This is a genomic window from Streptomyces sirii (genome assembly GCF_045690365.1).
In the GTDB taxonomy this organism is placed as follows: domain Bacteria; phylum Actinomycetota; class Actinomycetes; order Streptomycetales; family Streptomycetaceae; genus Streptomyces; species Streptomyces sirii.
The window spans coordinates 1,093,029-1,114,710 of the sequence record NZ_CP147982.1; the positions used below are offsets into that span (position 1 = coordinate 1,093,029).

General features: G+C 72.5%; 14 protein-coding genes. 8 read left to right on the top strand and 6 right to left on the bottom strand.

Annotated features, from left to right (window positions below; genetic code table 11):
- Positions 1-11: 11 nt before the first annotated feature.
- Complete coding sequence (locus WAB15_RS05160) at positions 12-1,124, bottom strand: CapA family protein (RefSeq protein ID WP_399144559.1); 1,113 nt, start codon at positions 1,122-1,124, stop codon at positions 12-14.
- 16 nt (positions 1,125-1,140) lie between these two features.
- On the opposite strand from WAB15_RS05160, the gene WAB15_RS05165 reads away from it, so the two are divergent.
- Complete coding sequence (locus WAB15_RS05165; RefSeq protein ID WP_407289168.1) at positions 1,141-2,022, top strand: GNAT family N-acetyltransferase; 882 nt, start codon at positions 1,141-1,143, stop codon at positions 2,020-2,022.
- A 188-nt stretch (positions 2,023-2,210) separates the two neighbouring features.
- Positions 2,211-3,881 (top strand): FAD-dependent oxidoreductase, encoded by a 1,671-nt coding sequence (locus WAB15_RS05170; protein ID WP_407285483.1) that lies wholly within the window; start codon positions 2,211-2,213, stop codon positions 3,879-3,881.
- Positions 3,882-3,918: 37 nt separating this feature from the next.
- Here the strand turns inward: WAB15_RS05170 and WAB15_RS05175 are convergent, their stop codons facing one another.
- Positions 3,919-5,889, bottom strand: coding sequence for an amino acid transporter (locus WAB15_RS05175; RefSeq protein ID WP_407289169.1), 1,971 nt, complete (start codon positions 5,887-5,889; stop codon positions 3,919-3,921).
- 240 nt (positions 5,890-6,129) lie between these two features.
- On the opposite strand from WAB15_RS05175, the gene WAB15_RS05180 reads away from it, so the two are divergent.
- Positions 6,130-8,448, top strand: a complete 2,319-nt coding sequence (locus WAB15_RS05180) for a SpoIIE family protein phosphatase (RefSeq protein ID WP_407285484.1) — start codon at positions 6,130-6,132, stop codon at positions 8,446-8,448.
- Positions 8,449-8,540: 92 nt separating this feature from the next.
- Here the strand turns inward: WAB15_RS05180 and WAB15_RS05185 are convergent, their stop codons facing one another.
- Complete coding sequence (locus WAB15_RS05185; protein WP_407285485.1) at positions 8,541-9,419, bottom strand: leishmanolysin-related zinc metalloendopeptidase; 879 nt, start codon at positions 9,417-9,419, stop codon at positions 8,541-8,543.
- 133 nt (positions 9,420-9,552) lie between these two features.
- On the opposite strand from WAB15_RS05185, the gene WAB15_RS05190 reads away from it, so the two are divergent.
- The 3 genes from WAB15_RS05190 to WAB15_RS05200 all read left to right on the top strand — a co-directional run bounded on the left by WAB15_RS05190 (position 9,553) and on the right by WAB15_RS05200 (position 13,003).
- The gene (locus WAB15_RS05190) at positions 9,553-10,740 is read left to right on the top strand and encodes a MalY/PatB family protein (RefSeq protein ID WP_407285486.1); all 1,188 of its coding nucleotides are present in this window, start codon (positions 9,553-9,555) and stop codon (positions 10,738-10,740) included.
- A 158-nt stretch (positions 10,741-10,898) separates the two neighbouring features.
- Complete coding sequence (locus WAB15_RS05195) at positions 10,899-12,173, top strand: VWA domain-containing protein (RefSeq protein WP_407285487.1); 1,275 nt, start codon at positions 10,899-10,901, stop codon at positions 12,171-12,173.
- Entirely contained in the window at positions 12,173-13,003 is an 831-nt protein-coding gene (locus WAB15_RS05200; RefSeq protein ID WP_407285488.1) for a hypothetical protein, read from the top strand. Before WAB15_RS05195 ends, WAB15_RS05200 begins: the two co-directional genes overlap by 1 nt.
- Positions 13,004-13,100: 97 nt before the next feature.
- Here WAB15_RS05200 and WAB15_RS05205 read toward each other — a convergent pair whose 3' ends face one another.
- Positions 13,101-14,312 carry a PP2C family protein-serine/threonine phosphatase gene (locus WAB15_RS05205; RefSeq protein WP_407289170.1) on the bottom strand — a complete coding sequence of 404 codons (1,212 nt, stop codon included), beginning with the start codon at positions 14,310-14,312 and terminating at the stop codon, positions 13,101-13,103.
- Between the two features lie 168 nt (positions 14,313-14,480).
- Positions 14,481-15,314 (bottom strand): undecaprenyl-diphosphate phosphatase, encoded by an 834-nt coding sequence (locus WAB15_RS05210; RefSeq protein WP_399144550.1) that lies wholly within the window; start codon positions 15,312-15,314, stop codon positions 14,481-14,483.
- Between the two features lie 360 nt (positions 15,315-15,674).
- On the opposite strand from WAB15_RS05210, the gene WAB15_RS05215 reads away from it, so the two are divergent.
- Positions 15,675-17,306, top strand: coding sequence for a PucR family transcriptional regulator (locus WAB15_RS05215; protein ID WP_399144549.1), 1,632 nt, complete (start codon positions 15,675-15,677; stop codon positions 17,304-17,306).
- Between the two features lie 171 nt (positions 17,307-17,477).
- Entirely contained in the window at positions 17,478-19,931 is a 2,454-nt protein-coding gene (locus WAB15_RS05220; RefSeq protein WP_407285489.1) for a SpoIIE family protein phosphatase, read from the top strand.
- Here WAB15_RS05220 and WAB15_RS05225 read toward each other — a convergent pair.
- Positions 19,928-21,370: an NAD-binding protein gene (locus WAB15_RS05225; RefSeq protein ID WP_407285490.1), complete on the bottom strand. Its 1,443-nt coding sequence runs from the start codon at positions 21,368-21,370 to the stop codon at positions 19,928-19,930. The two genes, WAB15_RS05220 and WAB15_RS05225, sit on opposite strands and share 4 nt — an antisense overlap.
- Positions 21,371-21,682 lie beyond the last annotated feature (312 nt).

Below are 21,682 nucleotides of genomic sequence, written 5' to 3' on the forward strand. Positions count from 1 at the left end.
GAGCGCGTGCCTCACGCGGGCCGGAGCGTCAGCGTGCCCCCGGGTTCGGAGGCGGCGCACGCCTGGAAGCCGGTGGCGATCCGGCCGAGGAGCCTTTGCAGCCAGCGGGAGTCCTCGGAGGAGATGTGCCGCAGCCTCATCTGGTGGGCCTGGAGCGGGGTGATGCGTACGTCCTGGAGCCGGCCGGTGTCCGGTTCCACCGACACGAGGTAGAGCAGCCGCAGATCGTCCCGGTAGTGCTCGTAGCCGGTGATGCCCTCGTAGTCGTCGATGAAGTCGCCGCACCCGTGGATCAGGAGCTTTCCCCGGTACACCTCCAGGCCGCGGGGGTGGTGCGCGGAGTGCCCGTGCACGATGTCCACGCCGCCGTCGAGGAGGGTGTGCGCGAAGGCGGTCTCGGCGCGGGAGACGCCGTAGCTCCAGTTGGGGCCCCAGTGGACCGAGGCCACCACCGTGTCCCCCGGTCGCTTCGCCTGCTGGACGCGGACGGCCCACTCCCAGGCGGCGGCCTGGGACGGCCCGGCCACGAACGCGACCCCGCTCCGGTCCTCGCCCGCGGCCCAGGTCCGGTGAATGCCGCTGGAGGGCAGGCCGAAGGAGAAGACCAGGACGCGCCGGCCCCCTTCGACGGGGACGACGGCCGGCCGCCGGGCCGCGTCGGCGTCCCTGCCCGCCCCCGCCGTCCGCAGCCCGCCGCCCGTCAGCGTGTCGAGCGTCTCCTGCAGTCCACTGCGGTCGAAGTCCAGGACGTGGTTGTTGGCCAGTACGCAGACGTCGGGGCGGGCGGCGGTCAGGCAGGGGAGGTTCGCGGGGTTCATCCGGTAGTGGACTTCCTTGCCGGGGGCGAAGGCGTCGCTGCGCGTGACGCTGGTCTCCAGATTGATCACGCGTGCGGCGGGCGCGGCCTCGTCCAGCACCCCCAGCGCCTCCCCCCACGGCCAGGAGTAGTCGACCGGACGGGGGATGGGGCCGTTCACCGCCTCGGCCAACGCGACGTAGTCGCGGGCGTCGCGGGCATAGCCCTCCCGCAGCGCGGGGTCGCCCGGGTGCGGCAGGATCTGGTCGACGCCGCGACCGAGCATCACGTCCCCGCAGAGGAACACCGTGACCACGTCACCGCTCATTCCTCCAGGCTAGGGTCTGTCCGCCAGGGCCGTACCACGGTGCTGCGGCCGCCGTGGACGCCCAGGTCGTGTCTCTTCGCTCATCGGCTGCCTTCCCGAGTCCTCGCACCCGCACCACGCGGGGCGGTCGAAAACCGGGTGCGGACGCTCGGTGGTGGTGTGTGATCGGCGGTATGGCGATCGCGTTGGGCGAACCGGCAATCGACGGGCTGAGCGAGGCTGTGGGCGAGCTGTGGCGCTGACGATCGCGCCGGACGCTCGGCGGGACGAGGAGCTGGCGCGGCGGTTGGTTGACGACGTGACCGCGCCGGAGCGCGGTGTGCTGCCCGAGGGCAAGGTGAACATCGAGTCGCCGGTGGGTGCGCTGGTCCAGGACCTGCTGTTCGAGGACGGCTGGAAGGCGGATGAGCCGTGGACGCCGCTGCGCCGCGACCTCACGGAGCCGGTGCGGGACCCAGGTGTGCGGATCGAGGTGGTCGGGCCGGAGCGGGCGCACATGTTCGCCGCCGTGGTTCGGGCGGCGTTCGACGGGTCGACATTCACGGACGAGCGCCGGCACGCGATGGCGACCGGATCGCCGTACGCGGACGCCCGGTGTCTGCTCGCGTTCGACGAACGGGGCGACGCGGTGGCGGGGGTGACGGTGTGGTCGGCCGGTCGGGGTAGACCGGGATTGCTCGAACCGATGGGCGTGCACCGGGAACATCGCCGCCAGGGCTACGGCGAGGCGATCTCCCTCGCCGCGGCGGCCGCACTCCAGGAGCTGGGCTCGTCGAGCGCGCTCGCCTGCACTCCGAGCTCCGATGTCGGCGCCGTCGCCACCTACAAGTCGGCCGGCTTCCGGCAACGCCCCGAGGTCCGGGACCAGTACCGGGACCCCCGGATCAGCTGCCGGTGATCACGCCACCGGCCGCACCGGCTGTTGCTCACTGACGCGGAAGCGCGGCAGTCAACCCAAGACACGCGGAGGGACACGTTCCGGGCATTCCCATACCCATGGCGGTCACGGATAGTAGTCATTGGTTACGCAGAGCTTCCGCGCGAGGTCGTCGTACGGCGCCGTCGCTCCATCTCAGGGAGAGCACCATGACTACATACCAGACCAAGGCCGGAACCGAGTGCGGTACGGAGGTGGGCCCGGGCGACCCCCGCTACGAGGCCCTGCGCCGAGGCTTCAACCAGCGCTTCATCGCAAGTCCTGACTATGTGTCGGTGGTCGGCTCGACGGACGAGGCCGTCGCCGCGCTCAACAAGTATCTGGCGAGCCACCGCCCCGACGAGAGTCTCGACCGGCGCATCACGGTCCGGTCGGGCGGCCACTGCTACGAGAACTTCGTCTGCGGCGACGATGTCGGGGTGATCGTGGACCTCGGGCAGATGGACCGGGCCTATCTCGACCAGGAGATGGGGGCGTACTGCGTCGAGGCCGGCGCGAACAACTGGCATGTCGCCACCCACCTCTACGCACCGTTCGGCGTCGCCCTCCCCGGCGGTTCGTGCTACTCCGTGGGCGCCGGCGGCCATGTGTCGGGGGGCGGGTACGGACTGCTGTCCCGGCAGCACGGCCTGACGGTGGACTACCTGTACGCGGTGGAGGTCGTCGTCGTCCGCGACGGCCAGCACGCGGAGGTCGTGGTCGCCCGCCGGGACTCCCCCGACGAGCGGCTGCGGGACCTGTGGTGGGCGCACACCGGCGGGGGCGGCGGCAACTTCGGCGTGGTCACCCGCTACTGGTTCAAGGGGCTGCCCAAGCCTCCGGGCGAAGTCCTGCTGCACGCCGTCGCCTGGCCCTGGGACAAGCTCAGGGGCGAGCCGGACCGCTTCAAGTCGCTGGTGCGCAATTACGGGCTGTTCTTCGAGTACGAGAACACCCGGCAGCTGCCGGAGTCCCTCCGCGGCGACTTCACCGACATGTTCACGCTGCTGAAGCTGACGCACCACTCCAACGGCAAGATCGGCCTGATCACCCAGCTCGACGCCACCCGGCCGGACAGCGTCGCGCGGCTGAACGCCTTCCTCGGCTGGATCACCAAGGACCTGGGCGTCGACCCCACACCACTGGACCGGCGGATGGGCGAGCACGCCCCCATGGGCGGACTGCACGTACCGACAAGGCTGCCCTGGCTCACGGCCACTCAGACCCTCAACGGCTCCGGTGACAACCAGTGCGGCAAGTACAAGTCGGCGTATATGACACGTGGTTTCACCGAGACGCAGCTCACCGCCATCTACGGCGCTCTGACCCGCGACGACGGCTACAAGAATCCGCAGGCGCTGCTCCAGGTCGACTCCTACGGTGGCGCGATCAACCTCCCCGACAGCCAGGACACCGCGGTCTATCAGCGCAGCTCCGTGCTGAAGCTGCAGTACCAGACCTACTGGAGCTGGAAGCGGGACTCCAACAAGGACGGTGTCGCCGACCACCACGACGCCGAAATCGACCCGTCCATCGCCGCGCCGCACCTGCGCTGGATCCGGGAGTTCTACCGCGATGTCTACAAGGACACCGGCGGAGTGCCGGTACTGGCGCCCGCCGAGGCCTCGGCCGAAGGGAAGCCGGCGCCGGTGACGGACGGGTGCTACATCAACTACCCCGACACCGACCTCGACGACCCCGAATGGAACACCTCGGGCCAGCCCTCGCACCGCCTGTACTACGGCGACGACAACTACCGGCGGCTGCAGGAGGCCAAGGAGTACTGGGACCCGCGCAACGTCTTCCGGCACGCCCAGTCCATCCAGCCGTTCACCCGGTGATCCGGTGACCGGGACCGCCGTGCGGGCGTGCTCGCGCTCAGCCGACGTGGACGCGTGGGCGGCGGGAGCGGTCGGGTTCGGCCTCGCGGAGGACCTCGCGGGTGACGGGTGCGACCTCGCCCTGGCCGAAGAGGAAGAACCGCAGCAGTTGGGCGAAGGGGTTGCCCTCGGTCCACTCGAAGTAGATGTGCGGCCGCTGCCCGGTCTCGTCGCGTACGTGCAGCAGCAGCGCGGCCAGGGCGTTGGAGACGGTGGAGCTCTCCAGGCGGAGCACGCGGTAGCGGCCGTGCAGCACTTCCCCGCGCACCCGCAGTTCGCTCTCGAATTCGGAAGGGTCGCCGATGGTGACCTCGACGAAGATGTAGTCGTCGTCGGCCGGCAGGTCGTTGTCGGTGCGGATCTGCTGGAGCTTGTCGCGGTATTCGGCCAGATCGCGCTGGTCGGGTTCGTTGGCGATCAGGCGGATCTTGCGATGGGCGATGTCGCGGATGAACCGGTCGGCCATCTCGTCGAGCAGCACGCTGGTCACCCGCAGTTCGAAGGCTCGGGCGAGGCGGGAGAGGAAGGACAGCAGGATGATGCCGGCGATGAAGCAGGCGCCGATCTTGACGCCGTCGGGCCGTTCGATGATGTTCGCGATGGTCGTGTAGAGGAACACCACGGAGATGACGGCGAAGCCGATCGTCCAGCCGCGCTCCTGGGCCCGCCGCGCGGCGATGGTCGCGGCGATCGCCGCGGAGCTGATCAGGACCAGGACACCGGTGGCGTAGGCGCCGCCCTGGGCGTCCACATCGGCGTCGAAGATCCAGGTCACCAGGAACGCGACGAGGGTGAACACCAGCACCATCGGGCGTACGGCTCGCGCCCAGTGGGGCGCCATGCCGTAGCGCGGCAGGTACTGCGGCATCAGGTTCAGCAGCCCGGCCATGGCCGAGGCGCCGGCGAACCACAGGATGGCGATGGTGGAGATGTCGTAGACGGTGCCGAAGGCCGAGCCCAGGTACTCATGGGCCAGGTAGGCCAGCGCACGCCCATTGGCTTGTCCACCGGGCTCGAACGCCTCCGCGGGGATGAGCAGCGTGGTGATGAAGCTGGTCAGGATCAGGAAGACGCTCATGATCGCGGCGGAAGTGGTGAGCAGCTTCCTCGCGCCCCGGATCCGCCCCGTAGGACGCTCCTCGGTATCGCCGGGCTCGCCCTCGATGTGCGGCATCACCGCCACACCGGTCTCGAAGCCGGACAGGCCCAGCGCCAGCTTCGGAAAGACCAGCAGCGCCACCCCGATCATGGCCAGGGCGTTGCCGTGCTCGGTCGTCAGCAGATGGGACCAGTCGGGAATGACGTGCGCCGCGGTGACCACATGCCACAGCCCGGCGACGACCACGACGGCGTTGAGGGCGAGGTAGAGGCCCACAAGGACGATCGCCACCCCGATCGCCTCCAGGAACCCCTTGAGGAAGACCGCGCCGAGCAGGGCGACCAGGATCAGCGTGATGACCATCTGCTGGTTGTGCAGGGCGCTGTTGACGTGCGGGTTCTCCACCAGGTGGGTGGCTGCGTCGGCCGCGGAGAGGGTGATGGTGATCAGGAAGTCGGTGGCGGCGAACCCCAGCAGCGTCAGCACGAACAGCTTGCCCTTCCAGAAGGACAGCAGCCGCTCCAGCATCGCGATCGAGCCCTGGCCGTGCGGGCTCTCCTTCGCCACCCGCCGGTAGACCGGCAGCGCGCCGGCGAGCGTCACGATGACCAGGACGATGGTGGCGATCGGCGACAGCGCCCCGGCGGCCAGGGCGGCGATGCCCGGCTGATAACCGAGAGTGGAGAAGTAGTCCACACCGGTCAGACACATCACCCGCCACCACCGCTGCCCCTTGTGGGCGCTCTGCGGCCCGGCGTGCGGACCCGGGTGGTGCTTGGCCATGTCGGCCAGGCCTTCCAGCATCCATCCCCTAAAGCGATGGCGCGCTGCGGCCAAGGGCGAAGAGCCCCCGGGGGCGGAAGTGGCCATCATGCGCTCCTGTCGTACCGCTGCCGTCGGTCATCGACGAGACAGCCACGTCGGCGCGGGGATGCCGGGCACCGCCGCCGTGGCCCTCCTCCGTATGCCGCTCAGATGTCACCGACACGCGGGCGCACCTGGCGGATGAGTGCCCGGGAGGCCGGCTCGCTCACTTCGCCACCGCCGTGTGTAAGAGTGAAGGGAGGACTCGACGGCGCGGTCGGCGAATGCCAGAGAGGGCGGCCTGCGATGTCCATACCGTCGGATCGCCTCGAAGCGGTCACTGCGCGGTCCACGACCGCGTACACCCGGACCGAGGAGTACGAGGACCTGTTCGATCAGGCCCCGGTGATCTTCGCTGCCCTGTGCGGCCCGCAGCATGTGCTGGAGGCGGCGAATCCGGCGTTCTTCGAGGTGTTCGGCGGCGAGCGCACACTGACCGGCGCGCCGGTCGGCGAGCTCTATCCGGAGCTGGGACCCCAGGGCGTCCTGGACCGTCTCGACGCCGTGTACGCCACTGGTACCGCGTACCGGGCCCGGGGCGGGCGGCTGGTGCTCGGTGCGCCAGGGGCGGAGCGGGAGGGGTTCTTCGACTTCACCTACGAGCCCCGGCGGGACGCGGTCGGCCGGGTCGACGGGGTGATCGTGATCGCGGTGGAGACCACCCCGTACCACCACGCCCAGTTGCTCGCCGCCGAGCAGCGCATCCTGCTGGAGCAGATCGCGCGCGACGCCCCGCTCCGCGAGATCCTCACCGACATGGCGCGGGCGATCGAGGACCTCGCCCCGGAACTGATCGTCTCGGTGCTGCTCGCCGACCCCGATGGCCGGCATCTGCGGCACGGCACCGGCCCCAGCCTGCCCGACTTCTACAACGAAGCGATCGACGGCGTGGCCACCGGCCCGAACGTGGGCTCCTGCGGCACGGCCGCCTATCTGCGCGCCCCGGTGATCGTCAGCGATATCGCCACCGACCCCCGGTGGGCGGGCTACGAGGACCTGGCGCGCCGGGCCGGGCTCGCGGCGTGCTGGTCCACCCCGATCCTGGGCGCGGACGACGAGCTGCTGGGCACCTTCGCGATGTACCACCGCACCCCCAAGGTCCCCGCGGACAAGGACGTGGCGCTCAGCGCCGCGTTCGCCCGGATCACCGCGCTGGCCATCCAACGACACCGCGCCATGGAGGCCGGCCGCGCCGCCCAGGAACGGGAGAAGGCCGCCCGCGAGGACCTGGCCTTCGTGCTCGACGCCAGCACCGCGATCACGCGCGAGCCGCACTACTTCGACTGCCTGCAGTGCATGGCCCGGCTGACCGTGCCCGCGCTGGCGCCGCTGTGCACCGTCCATGTCGTCGAGGACGGCCGGACCCGGCGGATCGCGGTGGCCTCCGCGTCCCGGGCCGCGGAGGAGTACCTCGCCTCCCCGGGCATCGGCGACGAGATCGACCACGCGGTCGCCCGGGTCCTCGCCTCGGGCACCACGGAGACCGACCGCCACCCGGTCGGCGCTCCCCCCACGGAGCCCGACCAGGCCGGCGCGCCCACCCAGGACCTCGACGCCCCCGGCGCCCCCACCCCGGACCTCGACGACCTCGGCGCACCCGCCTCGAACCCCGACCGCTCCGACGCACCCGACCAGGACCTCGACGTCACCCGATACGTCTGCGTGCCGCTGACCACCCGCGGCCGCACCTTCGGCGTGCTGACCCTGGTGGCCACCCCCGACCGGCCCCTGGACTGCCATGTCATCGCCCTGGCCGAGGAGCTCGCCCGCCGGGCGGCTTCCAGCGCCGACAACGCCCACCAGTTCACCGACCGCGTCCGGCTCGCCCGCGATCTGCAGGCCGGTCTGCTGCCGCCCGCGCTGCCCCGGATACCCGGCGCCGGTCTCGCGGCGTCCTACCACCCCGCCGGCGAAGGGCTCGACGTGGGCGGCGACTTCTACGACGTCTTCCCGCTGCCCGACGACCGCTGGGCGTTCATGATCGGCGATGTCTGCGGGCGCGGGGCGGCGGCCGCCACCACCACCGGCATGGTCCGCCACACCGCGCGAGCCGCCGCCCGGCTGCTCACCGACCCCGCCGCCGTGGTCGCCGCCATCAACGGCGCGCTCGCCCAGAGCACCACCGAGGACAACTTCGTCTCCCTCGTCTACGGCGAACTACGGCGCTCCGCCTCCGGCCTGACGCTGGACCTGATACGCGCCGGCCATGTTCCGCCGCTCATACGCCGGGCCGACGGCACGGTCGAGGTGATCGCCGAGCCGGGCCTGCTCCTGGGCATCGCGCCGGACTTCGACGGGACCTCCTGCCGGGTCGATCTCCGTCCGGGGGACAGCCTGGTGCTGGTCACCGACGGCATCACCGAGGCTCGCGCTTCCGACGGGGAGTTCTTCGACGAGCACCGCCTCGCCGACGCCCTCGCCGCGGTCCGCTGCCGCACCGCACTCCGCGGCCGCACCTCCCCCACGGCCGCCACACTCATCGAGGCCGTCACGGCCGCGGTCACCGCGTTCGCGGGCGACTCCACCCCCGACGACCAGGCCGCGCTGGTCCTCACGGCCACCTGAACCGTCCACGCCGAACTCCGCACGGCCACCCGAACAAAGGGCCGGTCGGTCGGCCTCGTCCGCTGGGCAGTCGCCCGCTACGGCCTCGTCCGCTAGGGATTCGCCCGCTGCGGCCTCCCCGGGCGCACGCGCGTCGGCAGGGTCGGCAGCACCATGCCCCGCTCGCGTGTGGCGTGCAGCGCGCCGTTGCCCGACCTCGCCGCCATGAGGAAGTCCGGGAGCTCGTACGGCTCCGCGGCATCGACGTCGACCTCGTAACCCAGGTCTCCGAGGCTCGCCACCGTCAACCGGCTCATGGCGTTGCCGGCGGCGGCGATCTGCGGCGACATCAGCTCGGCGCCGAACACCGCCTCACGCCAATGGCTGCCCGCACTGCCCTCACCGCCGATGTTCGCGACCGGCACCGGCTCGGAATTCTCCGATCCGACCAGAGTGCCGAACTCCCGCATCGCTCCGGGACCGACAAAGGTCGGATTGGTGCCGGGAAATCCCTTCAGGAGACCGAAATCGGTCCAGATGGAGCCGATTCCCAGCACATGGCCCATCTCGTGGGTGATGACGTCGTTGAGTGTGCCGTCGGCCTCCATACGGTCCAGGTCCGCGGTGTCGAACCGCATGACGCCCTTGGCGGGGAGCCCCGCCCCCGCGGCGGCGTCGTCGCCCCGGATGTCGGTGGGGCCGGCCATCCCGAGGATGCCGAACGCGTCGTCGATCGGCACGCCCTCCGCCTCGATCAGCAGGTCGTCGATGACATCGTCGCCGACGATCGCGGTCTCCAGGTCACCGACGATGACGCCGGTCCAGCGTTCGGCGGCCGCGGCGAACGCGGCCTCCTGGGTCTCCGTGAGCCCGCCGAGGAAGCGCACTTCGATGGTGAACGGGGAGGTCGTCCCGGCGAGGGCCGCAGCCCGCTGTGCGTCTGCGACGGCTCGGTAGGTCCGGAATTCTTCGAGCGTGATCCGCCTGCCCATGGCTACCGCTCCCCTCTCAGCGAGCCATGCCCATATCTCCTTTTCACGCTACCGAAGAAGGCCGTTGTAGACAGGGCAACCAACCGCCGCGCGAGGGCTGCACCACGATGCCGCGCGCGCCTATTTTGGCTTCATGGAGCGAAGAGCGCCGACCCCGCCCGACGACCCGGACCGCACCGATCCGCTGCGCCGGCTCTCCCTCGAAGAGCTGCGCCGGCGTACGAGCATAAAGTGGCGCACCCATCCGGCCGATGTGCTGCCCTTGTGGGTGGCGGAGATGGATGTGCCGCTGGCCGCACCGGTCGTGCGGGCGATCACGGACGCGATCGGGCTCGGCGACACCGGCTACCCGGCGGGGACGGCGTACGCCGAGGCACTGGCCGGCTTCGCCCGCCGGCGCTGGGGGTGGCAGGGGCTGGCCGTGCCGCGGACGATGATCGTGCCCGACGTGATGCTGGGCATCGTCGAGGTCCTGAAGGTGGTGACCCGCGCGGGCGACCCGGTGATCGTCAACTGCCCGGTGTATCCGCCGTTCTACCCGTTCGTGGCGCATATGGACCGACGCGTGGTGGAGGCGCCGCTGGGACCGGATCTGCGGATCGACCTCGCCGCGCTGGAGGGCGCGTTCCGGCAGGCCGCGACGGGTGGGGCCCGGGCCGCGTATCTGCTGTGCAGCCCGCACAACCCGACCGGCACCGTGCACAGCGCCGAGGAGTTGGCCGCCGTCGCGGCACTGGCGGACAGATACGGAGTACGGGTCGTCGCCGACGAGATCCACGCTCCCGTGGTGGCCCCGGGCACCGCCTTCGTGCCTTATCTGAGCGTGCCCGGAGCGGAGAGCGGGCTGTCGTTGATGTCGGCGACCAAGGCCTGGAACCTGGCCGGTGTCAAGGCCGCGCTCGCCGTCGCCGGGCCCGCCGCCGCCGACGACCTGGCACGCGTACCCGAAGAGGTCGGTCACGGTCCCAGCCACCTCGGTGTCATCGCCCACACCGCAGCGCTGCGGGACGGCGGCGGCTGGCTCGACGCGCTGTGCGCCGGCCTCGACGACAACCGCCGGCTGCTGGCCGAGCTGCTGGCGGAGCAGCTGCCCGCGGTCCGCTACCGCCCCGCCCCCGGGACCTGTCTCGCCTGGCTCGACTGCCGCCGGCTGGGGCTCGGGGACGACCCCGCCGCGGCGTTCCTCGCCCGCGGCAGAGTGGCCCTCAGCCCCGGTCCGGACTTCGGCACCGGCGGCGCCGGCCACGTACGGCTCAATCTGGCGACCTCCCCCGAGGTGCTCACCGAGGCGGTACGGCGGATGGCCGCCACCCCGACCTGACGCCGCCCAGGACGAACTCGCCCCGGACGCCGTCCCGGTGGCCGGAGCCGGGACAGCGGGGTCGACTCCGACGAAGGGCCGCCGACGCCGGTCTTGCCTTCGCCGGCCGGTTCCGGGGCCGTTTTGGAGCGAGGTGGTTTTCTCCATACGATCCAGCGATGATCACAAGAAAACGGTTGGCGGTCGGGGTGTGCGGCCTGCTTGCCGTCATGGCCGCCGCCCTCGCGCCCTCACCCGCCGTCGCCGACGAGCCGTCCGCGAAGCCGGTCCCCAAAGTCGAGTTGACGCTCGATGTCAGCGGCTCGATGCGGGCCCGCGACATCGACGGACAGAGCCGGATGGCCGCGGCGAAGCAGGCGTTCAACGAGGTGCTGGACGCGGTGCCCGAGGACGTACAGCTCGGCATACGGACGCTCGGCGCCAACTACCGCGGCGAGGACCGGAAGGTCGGCTGCAAGGACACCCGCCAGCTCTACCCGGTCGGTCCGCTGGACCGGACCGAGGCCAAGACCGCGGTGGCCACCCTCACCCCCACCGGCTGGACCCCCATCGGCCCCGCGCTGCTGGGCGCGGCCAAGGACCTCAAGGGCGGTGACGGGACGCGCCGGATCGTGCTCATCACGGACGGCGAGGACACCTGCGCCCCGCTCGACCCCTGCCAGGTGGCCCGTGACATCGCCGCCGAGGGCATCCACCTCACCGTCGACACCCTCGGGCTGCTGCCGGACGCCAAGACCCGTCAGCAGCTGAGCTGCATCGCGGAGGCCACCGGCGGCACCTACACCTCCGTGCAGCACACCAAGGAACTCCGCGACCGTGTGCACCAGTTGGTGGACCGGGCCGCCGATCCGGTGGTCACCCCGGTGCCCACGGAGGGCGCCCGGCAGTGCGCCACCGCGCCGAAGCTCAAGGCCGGTCTCTACAGCGACCGCGAGAAGTTCGCCGAGCACCGCTGGTACCGGGTGGACGTCCGGCCCGGCCAGGAGCTGCGGGCGTCGGTGAGCATCGCCGCCGACCGCGCCGTCAACAACGACTACGGGGTCCTGTTGCGGGCCTCGACCGTGCACGGCCGGGAGATCGTCCGCGGCGCGGAGGCCGGTGACGGCCGTACGGATGTGATCTCGTCCGGGCTGCGCTATCCCAAGTCGCCGGACACCCCCGACGGTGACGACGGCGACCCGGCGGCGGAGACGGTCTGTCTGCAGGTCAGCAACTCCTTCTCGGCGCCCGCATCGGTCAAGACCGACCCCGGCCTGCCGATGGAGCTGTCCATCGACCTGGTGGACGGTCCCGGCGACGCCTCCGACACGGCCTCCTTCGGCCTCGGCCACGGCTGGTGGCTGCTGGTCTCACTGGCTCTCGCCGGGCTGCTGGCCGGGCTCCTGTGGGGCTGGATCTCCCGTTGGCGCGTGACCGTCTGGAGGACCAACTGATGCGCACCGTACGCATACTGACCAGCGCCGTACTGGCCGGCGCGAGCCTCTTCGGCCTGGCGGGAACGGCTGTCGCCGACAGCCCCACGCCGAGTCCGAGCGCGAGCGAGGGCGCGGAGGCGGCCGCTCCGACCGAGGCGGGCACCTCGTTCCGTACGGCGACCGCCATCAAGCCGGACCAGCCGGCGACGGCCGACGCCTCCACCGGCGACTACCTCTACTGGGTGCTGCCCGTGGACACCCGGCAGCGCGCCACGGTCAAGGCCAAGGTGACGCTGCCGGCGGCAGCCGCCCGGCACGGCGCGGCCACCTGGCAGCTCGATGTCTACGACGGGCTGCGCCGCCGCCAGGCGTGCGTGTACGGCGCCCAGACCAGGGCGGCGGCCAAGGACGCCGGATCGGTGGAGCTGTCCTGCACGCTGCGTACGGTGCGCGGCTGGGCGGAGCCCTGGGCGAACGATCCGCTGCCGGGCAGCTATTACGTGCGCCTGACGGTCGTCGACCTTCCGCAGGAGGACCTGGGTCTGCCGGTGCACGCCGATGTCGAGGCGTCGGTGGCCGACCAGGGCGGCGCGCACGCGGTGGACGGCAGGCTCGCGGCTCCCCTGGTGCCGGGTGCCGCGGCCGCGGCGTCGAAGGACGACGAGGACGCCTCGTCGCCGCGGCCCGCGGCCCTGCGCGAGCCGGACGGCGGCTGGTCCTCCGGACGGTGGTCCGACCGCTGGATCTGGACCGCCGCGGGTGGTGCGCTCGCCGCGCTCGCGGGCATCGCCGGCTATCGCGCCACCCGGGGACGGGGCCGCCCGTCCCAGCTGCCACCGGGCGCCTGACCCGGCGAAGCCCCAGGGGCGGCCGTGGCCCGGTGCCGCGGCCGCCCCTTCGGCGCCCTCGGACGAATCACCGACCCGGCGTCAGGAAGCGGTGGCCTCACGCCTCGGGGTCGGCCTCCGGCCCGGGGCGCTCGCGCAACCGTGCGGCGAGGACCGCGACATCGTCCTCGGCGTGCAGTCCGTCGAGGCGGAGCAGGACCTCGTCGAGTACCTCCGCCACGCCGGCCCGCGCGGGCAGCCGCAGCCGGGCCAGCCGGGCCAGGGAGTCGTCGATGTCCTCACCGCGGCGCTCGATGAGGCCGTCGGTGAACATCAGCAGGGTGTCGTCCGGTGTGAGGCCGCGGGTGATCAGTTCATAGCCGCCCACGCCCGTGCCCAGTGGCGGGCCGACGGGGACGCGCACCAGGTCGGCGCCGCCGTCGCCGCGGAAGACCACCGGGGGGAGATGGCCGGCACTGGCGAAGCCGGCGAGACCGCGCGCCGGATCCACCCGGGCCAGCAGGCAGGTCGCCGGACGGCGGGCCTCGTCCTCGGACACCGCCGCGTCGAGCTGGCGCAGTACGCGGTGCGGCGGCAGGTCCGTCGAGGCGACATAGCGCAGGTGGGAGCGGTAGGCGTTCATGTCGACGGCGGCGTCGAGCCCATGCCCCATGACGTCGCCCATGACCAGCAGGGTGCGCCCGTAGTGGAGCCGCACCGTTTCGAACCAGTCGCCGCCGACCAGGGCGCTGGTGCCGGACGGGAGGTAGCGGGTGGCGAGCTCCAGGTTGGGGTGCGGCCGGCCCGGCTCGGCGAGCAGCGCCCGTTGCAGGTCCATCGCGGTGCGCTGGGCCGAGGCGTAGCGGCGGGCGTGCACGAGATGGACGGCCGCCAGGCGAGCCGCGTACTGCATGGCGGCGGTCTCGTGATCGGTGAAGCCGCCGCCCGCGCGGAGGGCGAGCAGCACGCCGTAACGGCGGCCCTGCACGAGCAGCGGCACCGACACGGACCCGGCGGACATCCCCTTCGCCAGCGCGGCGGTGGCGGTGATCGGGCGCCCCTCCGCCAGTGCCCGCGCGGCGGGTGACCCACCGCCGGGCCCGCCGCCGTCGTCGTCCGACAGCTGCACTTGGAGCACCCTCACCAGACCCGCCGACGCCACCCGGCGCAGCGCCGGCTCCCGGGACGGGGGCCGGGCCGCGGCGGCGTCATCGGGGAGGAGGTCCACCGCGGCGGCGTCGCACAGATGCCGGCACACGAACCGCGACAGCTCGGCGCAGATCGTCTGCTCGTCCAGGGTGGTGCCGATGCGCTCGGCGGCTTCCTCCATCACCCGCAGACGGGCCAGTACGCCCGCGTGCGCGGCGTCCGGGCCCGTATCCGAGCCGTCCCGGTTCGACAAGGCCACCTCCAGGGCGCGGCGCCCGCGTCGGGCGGGTGCGTCGTGATGCACCCATACCACCGGCGAGGCCCCGATCCCGGTCCGGCGCGGCGGCCGTCAGTGCAGTACGCCCATGCCCAGCAGCCCGAACAGCAGCGCGCCGACGACGATCCGGTAGAGCACGAAGGAGTTGAAGGAGTGCTTGGCCACGAACTTCAGCAGCCAGGCGATCGAGCCGTAGGCGACGAGGAAGGAGACGACGGTGCCGATGGCCAGCGGGGCGATGGCCGCGCCGCTGCCGACGGCGTCCTTCAGCTCGTAGATGCCCGCTCCCGTGAGGGCCGGGATGCCGAGGAAGAAGGACAGGCGGGTGGCCGCGACGCGCTCCAGGTCGAGGATGAGGGCGGTGGACATGGTGGCGCCGGAGCGGGAGAAGCCGGGGAAGAGCAGGGCGAGGATCTGCGAGCAGCCGACCCACATGGCGTCCTTGAGGGAGGTGTCGTCCTCCCCGCGCTTGTGCCGGCCCATCTGGTCCGCCGCCCACATCACCCCGCTGCCGACGATCAGCGAGCCGGCCACCACCCACAGGGAGGCGAGCGGGCCCTCGATCAGGGGCTTGGCGGCCAGGCCGACGACGACGATCGGGAGGGTGGCGAAGATGACCCACCAGGCGAACTTGTAGTCGTGGTGGTAGCGCTCCTCGCGGTCGCGCAGCCCGCGGAACCACGCGCCCACGATGCGCACGATGTCCTTGCCGAAGTAGACCAGTGCCGCGGCGATCGCGCCGACCTGGATGACGGCGGAGAAGCCGACGACGGTCCGGTCGTCGACCTGGATCCCCATGAGCCCCTCGGCGATCTTGAGGTGGCCGGTGGAGGAGATGGGCAGGAACTCCGTCACCCCCTCGATGGCTCCGAGGACGACGGCTTGGCCGATACTGATCGCGCTCATGGGATCCGTTTCTGGCGACGGGTGGACGGGGGCGCAGCCACACCTCGGGGCGGAGCGGCGTCCACCGCGCCCCGTACGGTCTACAACACTGTAGACGAAGGAGCCCGGTGCGCGGACACCGCCGGACCCCTGCGGAACGCCCGCCGCCCGACGGTACGCCCACGCCCGGCGGTGCGCCCATGATGGGGCGGCCGCGATCAGCCCGGCGGATAGCATCAGTACTGTTGGCGTGGCTCATTCGCGCGGTTGCGGCTCAGCCTTTGGCCGATCGGCTGCTTGGCGTGACGTAGCGAGAGTGCATCCGCGAGGGCCGGCAGTGCACCGAACCCACGCCATCCGAACCCAGCAGAGGCGCCGATCATGGATCCAGCCGCCGCGACACCCTCACCCCCTACGGGCATCACCCTGCGCCAGCTGCTCATGGCACTGGGCGACCCCCTGGTCGAGCTGCAGGCCGCGCCCGCCGGGCTGGACGTCGAGATCCGCAGCGTCGCCCTGCTCGACCCCGAGGACCCGCCGATGGCCCGCCCCGGCGAGCTGGTCCTCGCCATCGGCGCCCGGGGCCGCGCCGCGTTCCCCGCACTGCGGGCCGGCGGACGGGACGGGGCCGGCGCCGTCGCGGTCAAGATGGACACCCCCGGCCAGGCCGCCGCGCTGAGCGAGACCGCCGTCGACGCCGGCGTCGCACTGCTGTCCGTACGCACCGAAGCGCGCTGGGAGCAGGTGGACGCGCTGGCCCGGGCGGCCCTGGAGAGCGCGCCCCCGGGGCGCCCCGGCGAGGAGGCCCAGGAAGGGGACCTCTTCGCGCTCGCCCAGACCACCGCCGTCCTCACCGGCGGCATCGTCAGCATCGAGGACACCGCCAACCGCGTGCTGGCCTACTCGCGGTCCACCGACTCCGACGAGGTCGACGATCTGCGGCGGTTGTCCATCCTGGGCTGGCACGGCCCGGAGCAGTACCTCTCGCGGCTGCGCGAGTGGGGCGTCTTCCAGCGGCTGCGCGCCTCCGACGACGTGATCAACATCGACGGCCACCCCGAGCTGGGTATCCGCCGCCGGCTCGCGGTGTCCATCCGGTCCGGGGAGCGGCAACTGGGCATCATCTGGGTCCAGGAGGGGTCGACGCCGCTGACCGAGCAGTCGGACCAGGCGCTGGTGGGCGCCGCCCGGGTCGCCGCACACCATCTCGTACGCCGTCGCCGGGAGCTGTCGGCGGACCTGACACTGACCCACACACTGGCGGCCGGGCTGCTGGAGGGCACGACGGGGCCGCAGCCGCTGGCATCCCATCTGGGGCTGGATCCGGCCCGGCCGGCCGCGGTCCTGGGCTTCACCTACGGATCCACCGAGGCCACCCCGCCGGAGCTGGCCCGTGCCGAGGTCAGCAACCTCGTCTCGGTCCACACCGCGGCCCGGCACCGCAGCGCGCTGGTCACCCAGGGCGATGCGCGGATCTATGTGCTGCTGCCTCAGCTGCCGCGCAGCATCGACCTCGGCACCCTGCGCGTCTGGGGGCAGGAGATCACCGACGCCGCGCGCCGCCATCTGGGACTGTCGCTGCGCGGCTCGGTCGGCCGCATCGTGCCGGCGCTCGGGGAGGTCCCCGCGTCGCGCCGGGAGGCGGACCGGATACTCGACGCGATGGTGAGCGTCGGCTTCGCCACCACCGTCGCCGCACTGCCCGACATCCAGGCGGAGGTGCTCGTCAGCGAGGTACTGACGCTGCTCTCCGCGCACCCCGCCATGCGGGACCCCCGGTTGACCGCCCTGGTCGCCCACGACAGCCGCCACCAGGGGCAGTTGGCGGAGACCGTCCTGACCTATCTGAACGCCTTCGGCGATGTACGGGCCGCGGCCGCCGAGCTGCATGTGCACCCCAACACCCTGCGCTACCGGATCCGCCGGGCCGAGGAGCTGACCGGTCTCGATCTGAGCCGGCCGGACCAGCGGCTGCTGGCCATGCTCCAGCTGCGGCTGCCGCCCGCCACCTGATCCGCCGGCGGCCGTCGCCATGGATCGGTGCCGGTCCGACCACCTGCCGCGTAGGGGATGTCCCTGCCTGCCAGGTAGGGGATTTCTCCTCGGCCTCCGCGGACCGTCCCCCTAGCGGGGGATGCTCCTAAACTGAGCGATATGCCCCATTGAGCTGACGGGCTGGCGATCATGACCTCGGAGAATATGCCGCCGGGCGGGTCCGGTCGGGCGTGTGACATCGCGAAGGCGGCCACGGCGGAACTGGACGCGCGGGGCCGGATCGTCTCCTGGACCCGGGCGGCGGAGCGGCTGCTCGGCTACCGGGCCGAGGAGGTCCTCGACCACCCGGCGACCCGGCTGCTGGCGCTGCCCGGCGACGAGGCACGGGTGGCCGCCGTGGCCCGGTGGTGCCGGACGGAGGACGGCTGGGGCGGCTCCGTGGCCGCGCGCCACCGGGACGGCCGGGAGCTGCAGCTCGCGGTGCAGGTCAGCCCCGTGCTCGACGGAGCCGACCGCGAGCGGTGGTCGGTCCTCGCCCTGGAGGAGTGGCGGCTGCCGGGCGGCGGGGTGAACCAGCTGATGCTCGAACCGTTTCTGGCGCATGCGCCGGTCGGCATGGCCGTACTGGACACCGATCTGCGCTACGTCTGGGTGAACGGGGTACTGGAGCGCCTGATACCCCTTGAGCTCCGACTGGGCAGAACAGTGGGCCAGGTGCTGCCGAGGCTGGAGGCCGAGGCGTTCGAGGAGCGGATGCGGCGGGTCCTGGCGACCGGCACACCGGTGATGGACTACGAGTTCCGCAGCCCCACCTACGCGGACCCCACCCAGGAGCGCGCCTACTCGGCGTCCTTCTTCGGGCTGGCGGACCCCCGCGGCGGGCGCATCGGCATCTGGTACATGGTCATCGACGTCACCGAGCGCTGGCGGGCGCAGGAGCGGCTGGCGCTGCTGAACGACGCCAGCGTCCGGATCGGCAGCACGCTGGACGTCACCCGGACCGCACAGGAGCTGGCCGATGTCGCGGTGCCGGCACTCGCCGACTTCGTCGCCGTCGATCTGCTGGACTGCGTCCTGCACGGCGAGGAGCCGAATCCCGGGCCGGTCGACAGCCTTCCCACCATGCGTCGCTCGGGGCAGCAGTCGGTCAACGAGGGCTGCCCGGAGGCGGGCCTGGCCGTGGGCGAAGCCGTCCGGCGCTCGCCCTCCTCGCCGATCGCCCGCTGCCTGCTCACGGGCGAGCCCCTGGTGGAGCCGGAGCTGGACTTCGTCAACAGCGCCTGGGTCACCGGGGACCCGGCGCGGGCCGCGGTGATCCGCAGATTCGGGTTCCGCTCGGTGATGGTGGCGCCGGTGCGGGCCCGGGGCGTCACACTGGGCGCCGCCACCTTCTTCCGCACCCGGCGCCTGGGCCCGTTCGTCCCGGACGACGTACGCCTCGCCGAGGAGCTGGTGGCCCGGGCCGCGGTCTGCGTCGACAACGCCCGGCGCTTCACCCGCGAGCGGACCGCGGCCCGGGTGATGCAGCAGAACCTGCTGCCGCACGAGCTGTCCGGCGGCTCCGCGCTGGAGGTGGCGTCGTGGTACTTCCCCGCGGACGCGCCGAGCGGGGTGGGCGGCGACTGGTTCGATGTGATCCCGCTGTCCGGGGCCCGGGTCGCCCTCGTCGTCGGGGACGTGGTCGGGCACGGCATCAACGCCGCGGCGACGATGGGCCGGCTGCGTACCGCCGTCCGTACGCTGGCCAACTTGGACCTGCCGCCCGACGAGCTGCTGGCCCGGCTGGACGACCTGGTCATCGGGCTGGTCAAGACGCAGGGCGGCGAACCGGCGGCGGACACCGAGAACGCGAACGTGGCCGCGACCTTCATGGGGGCGACCTGCCTGTACGCCGTGTACGACCCGGTCAGCAGGCGGTGCGCCATGGCGCGGGCCGGTCACCTCCCGCCCGCGATCGTGGGGCCCGACGGCGCCGTCGACCTCCCCGACCTGCCCGCCGGGCCGCCGCTCGGCCTGGGGACGCTGCCCTTCGAGTCCTGGGAGCTGGAGCTGGCCGAGGGCAGTCTGATCGCCCTCTTCACCAACGGGCTCATCGAGACCTGCGACCGGGACATCGGCGTCGGGATGGCCCGGCTGAGCACCGCGCTCGCGACATCCGGACCGGCGCTGGCGGAGATCGGCGGGACGGTGGTCGAGGCGCTGCTGACCGGCCCGCCGTCCGACGACGCCGCGCTGCTCCTGGCCCGGACCCGGGCGCTGGGCGGGCACCAGGTCGCCTCCTGGGATCTGGCCACCGATCCGGCCGAGGTCGGCCGGGCGCGGTCGCTGGCCGGCCGGCAGCTGTCGACGTGGGGCCTGGAGGAGCTGCAGTTCACCACGGAGCTGATCGTCAGCGAGTTGGTCACCAACGCCATCCGGCACGGCACCGGGCCGATCACCCTGCGGCTCATCCGGCAGGACGCCCTGATCTGCGAGGTCTTCGACGCCGGCAGCACCGCACCGCATCTGCGCCACGCCCGGACCACCGACGAGGGCGGGCGCGGGCTGTTCATCATCGCGCAGCTCGCCGGGCGCTGGGGCACCCGCTACACCCCGACCGGCAAGGTCATCTGGACCGAGCAGAACATGCCGTCCGGGGACTAGGACAGACCCTGGCGGATGTCCGCGAAGTCCCGCCCGGCCCGCGGACGGACCACGGGACTGTGCGACCACGCCCCGGGCACCTCGCCGCCATGCACATGGCCGCAGTCGTCCCCCGCCGGGACGGGCCGGCCCACCAGGCCGTCTCCGGGCAGGGCCACATAGTCGCAGTCGGTGTCGGCGACGACGTGGCGGGGCGCGGTGCCCGCCGGGCCGGCGGTCAGATGGGCGGTCACGTAGGCCGCGCTGGTCCTGGTGATGTCGCGGGTCAGCCCGAGGGGGAGCAGCGAGCGGGTCTCGGCGCTCGCCTCGTCCTCGCCGGCCCGCAGCACCACCCGGACGTCCGGCGCCACCGCGTGGGCGGCGACCGCGACGGCGATGTTGTCCAGCTCGTCGGAGCCGACCGCGGCGAGCGCCCGGGCGCGCCCCAGGCCGAGCCGGGCGAGCACCGCCCGGTCCTCGCCGTGCGCCAGCACCACGGGTATCCCCATCGACCGCGCGAGCCGCAGGTTCGGGGCGGCCGGCTCCCGCTCGACCCCGATCACCGGGACGCCCAGCTGCCGCAGCGTCTGGCACAGCCGCAGCCCCACCTGCCCCAGTCCGACCACGATCACGTGCCCGGAACGCGGCAGCACCCGCGGTCCCAGGACGCCGACCAGCCGCGGGCCCAGCAGCCGGTCGACGATGCCCGCCGTCAGCACGGCGGTGAACCCCACCGTCACCAGCATGGCCACCCCGGACACCACCTCGTACCCGGGATGGCCCGGGTGCGGCGCGGCCGGCCCGACCCCGGCGACGACCCGGGCGGCCTCCAGGAAGGCGGTGGCGGCCGGCGTGTGGAGGGCGGCGACCAGCCACAGCCAGTCCAGGGCGAGCACGGTCACGATGCCCAGCAGCCCGATGAGCAGCAGGCGGGCGTCCGCGTCGTGCGGGTGCAGATGTCCGCGCAGCCGGCCCAGCAGGCCCCGCCGCCGGGCGGCCGGGCTCGGCCGCCACGCCGTCTCCACCAGCCGTCCCTCCCGCCGGCGCACCGCCACCGCGCCGCGTCCCTCGGGCCGTACGGCCAGGGCGTCGGCGTCCACGCACAGGCCGGCCAGCGTCGGTGCCAGGAGGTCGGCGGGTGAGACGGTCACGCAGTGGCACAGCAGCGACCGGAGCTGCTGGGCCACCGTCCGGTCGAAGACGGTGACGACGATCCGGACGGTGTCGCAGACATGCCGTACGGCGAGCGCGTAGCGCAGCGCGGGGAGGTCGTCGCCCACCAGGACGGCCACCGCGGACGGCCGGGCGGCGAGCGCCCGGCGCAGGTCCTGGTCGTCCGGTGCGGCGAGATGGCCGACCGGGCGGCCGGCCTCCCGCAGTGAGGCACAGACCCGGCGGGCCAGCGTTGTGGCCCCGATCACCACGATCGCGTCGGTTTCCGCGTCCCGTTCATCGGGCATTCCGTCCCCCGTCCCGCTGTGGTCGCACAGCACTGGTGGTGTGGGCCCAACTCACGCTAGGGCGCGGTCCGTCGGAGGCATCTGTCCGGTCGGCCAAGGCTTCGCGGGCGCCGTTGTCCGGCCGGACCAGCGGCCCGCACCAGGTCGCGAGTCCACACATCGGGCAATGTGCATTGGCCGCTCGCACAGCCATCGAGGACGAATTTGTCGAGCCTCACAAATACGCCGGTGCGCACCACCACATACGCTGACGCAAATCCATATCCGGACGTGATGCGGCTCACCTCTCATAAGGAGGACGGGCAACAGCGC

What these genes read in the sequence shown, in the direction of transcription:
- WAB15_RS05160 (WP_399144559.1), bottom strand. Translation starts at nt 1,124, where the DNA reads ATGAGCGGTGACGTGGTCACGGTGTTCCTCTGCGGGGACGTGATGCTC.
- WAB15_RS05170 (WP_407285483.1), top strand. Translation starts at nt 2,211, where the DNA reads ATGACTACATACCAGACCAAGGCCGGAACCGAGTGCGGTACGGAGGTG.
- WAB15_RS05175 (WP_407289169.1), bottom strand. Translation starts at nt 5,889, where the DNA reads ATGGCCACTTCCGCCCCCGGGGGCTCTTCGCCCTTGGCCGCAGCGCGC.
- WAB15_RS05180 (WP_407285484.1), top strand. Translation starts at nt 6,130, where the DNA reads ATGTCCATACCGTCGGATCGCCTCGAAGCGGTCACTGCGCGGTCCACG.
- WAB15_RS05185 (WP_407285485.1), bottom strand. Translation starts at nt 9,419, where the DNA reads ATGGGCAGGCGGATCACGCTCGAAGAATTCCGGACCTACCGAGCCGTC.
- WAB15_RS05190 (WP_407285486.1), top strand. Translation starts at nt 9,553, where the DNA reads ATGGAGCGAAGAGCGCCGACCCCGCCCGACGACCCGGACCGCACCGAT.
- WAB15_RS05195 (WP_407285487.1), top strand. Translation starts at nt 10,899, where the DNA reads ATGATCACAAGAAAACGGTTGGCGGTCGGGGTGTGCGGCCTGCTTGCC.
- WAB15_RS05200 (WP_407285488.1), top strand. Translation starts at nt 12,173, where the DNA reads ATGCGCACCGTACGCATACTGACCAGCGCCGTACTGGCCGGCGCGAGC.
- WAB15_RS05205 (WP_407289170.1), bottom strand. Translation starts at nt 14,312, where the DNA reads ATGGAGGAAGCCGCCGAGCGCATCGGCACCACCCTGGACGAGCAGACG.
- WAB15_RS05210 (WP_399144550.1), bottom strand. Translation starts at nt 15,314, where the DNA reads ATGAGCGCGATCAGTATCGGCCAAGCCGTCGTCCTCGGAGCCATCGAG.
- WAB15_RS05215 (WP_399144549.1), top strand. Translation starts at nt 15,675, where the DNA reads ATGGATCCAGCCGCCGCGACACCCTCACCCCCTACGGGCATCACCCTG.
- WAB15_RS05220 (WP_407285489.1), top strand. Translation starts at nt 17,478, where the DNA reads ATGACCTCGGAGAATATGCCGCCGGGCGGGTCCGGTCGGGCGTGTGAC.
- WAB15_RS05225 (WP_407285490.1), bottom strand. Translation starts at nt 21,370, where the DNA reads ATGCCCGATGAACGGGACGCGGAAACCGACGCGATCGTGGTGATCGGG.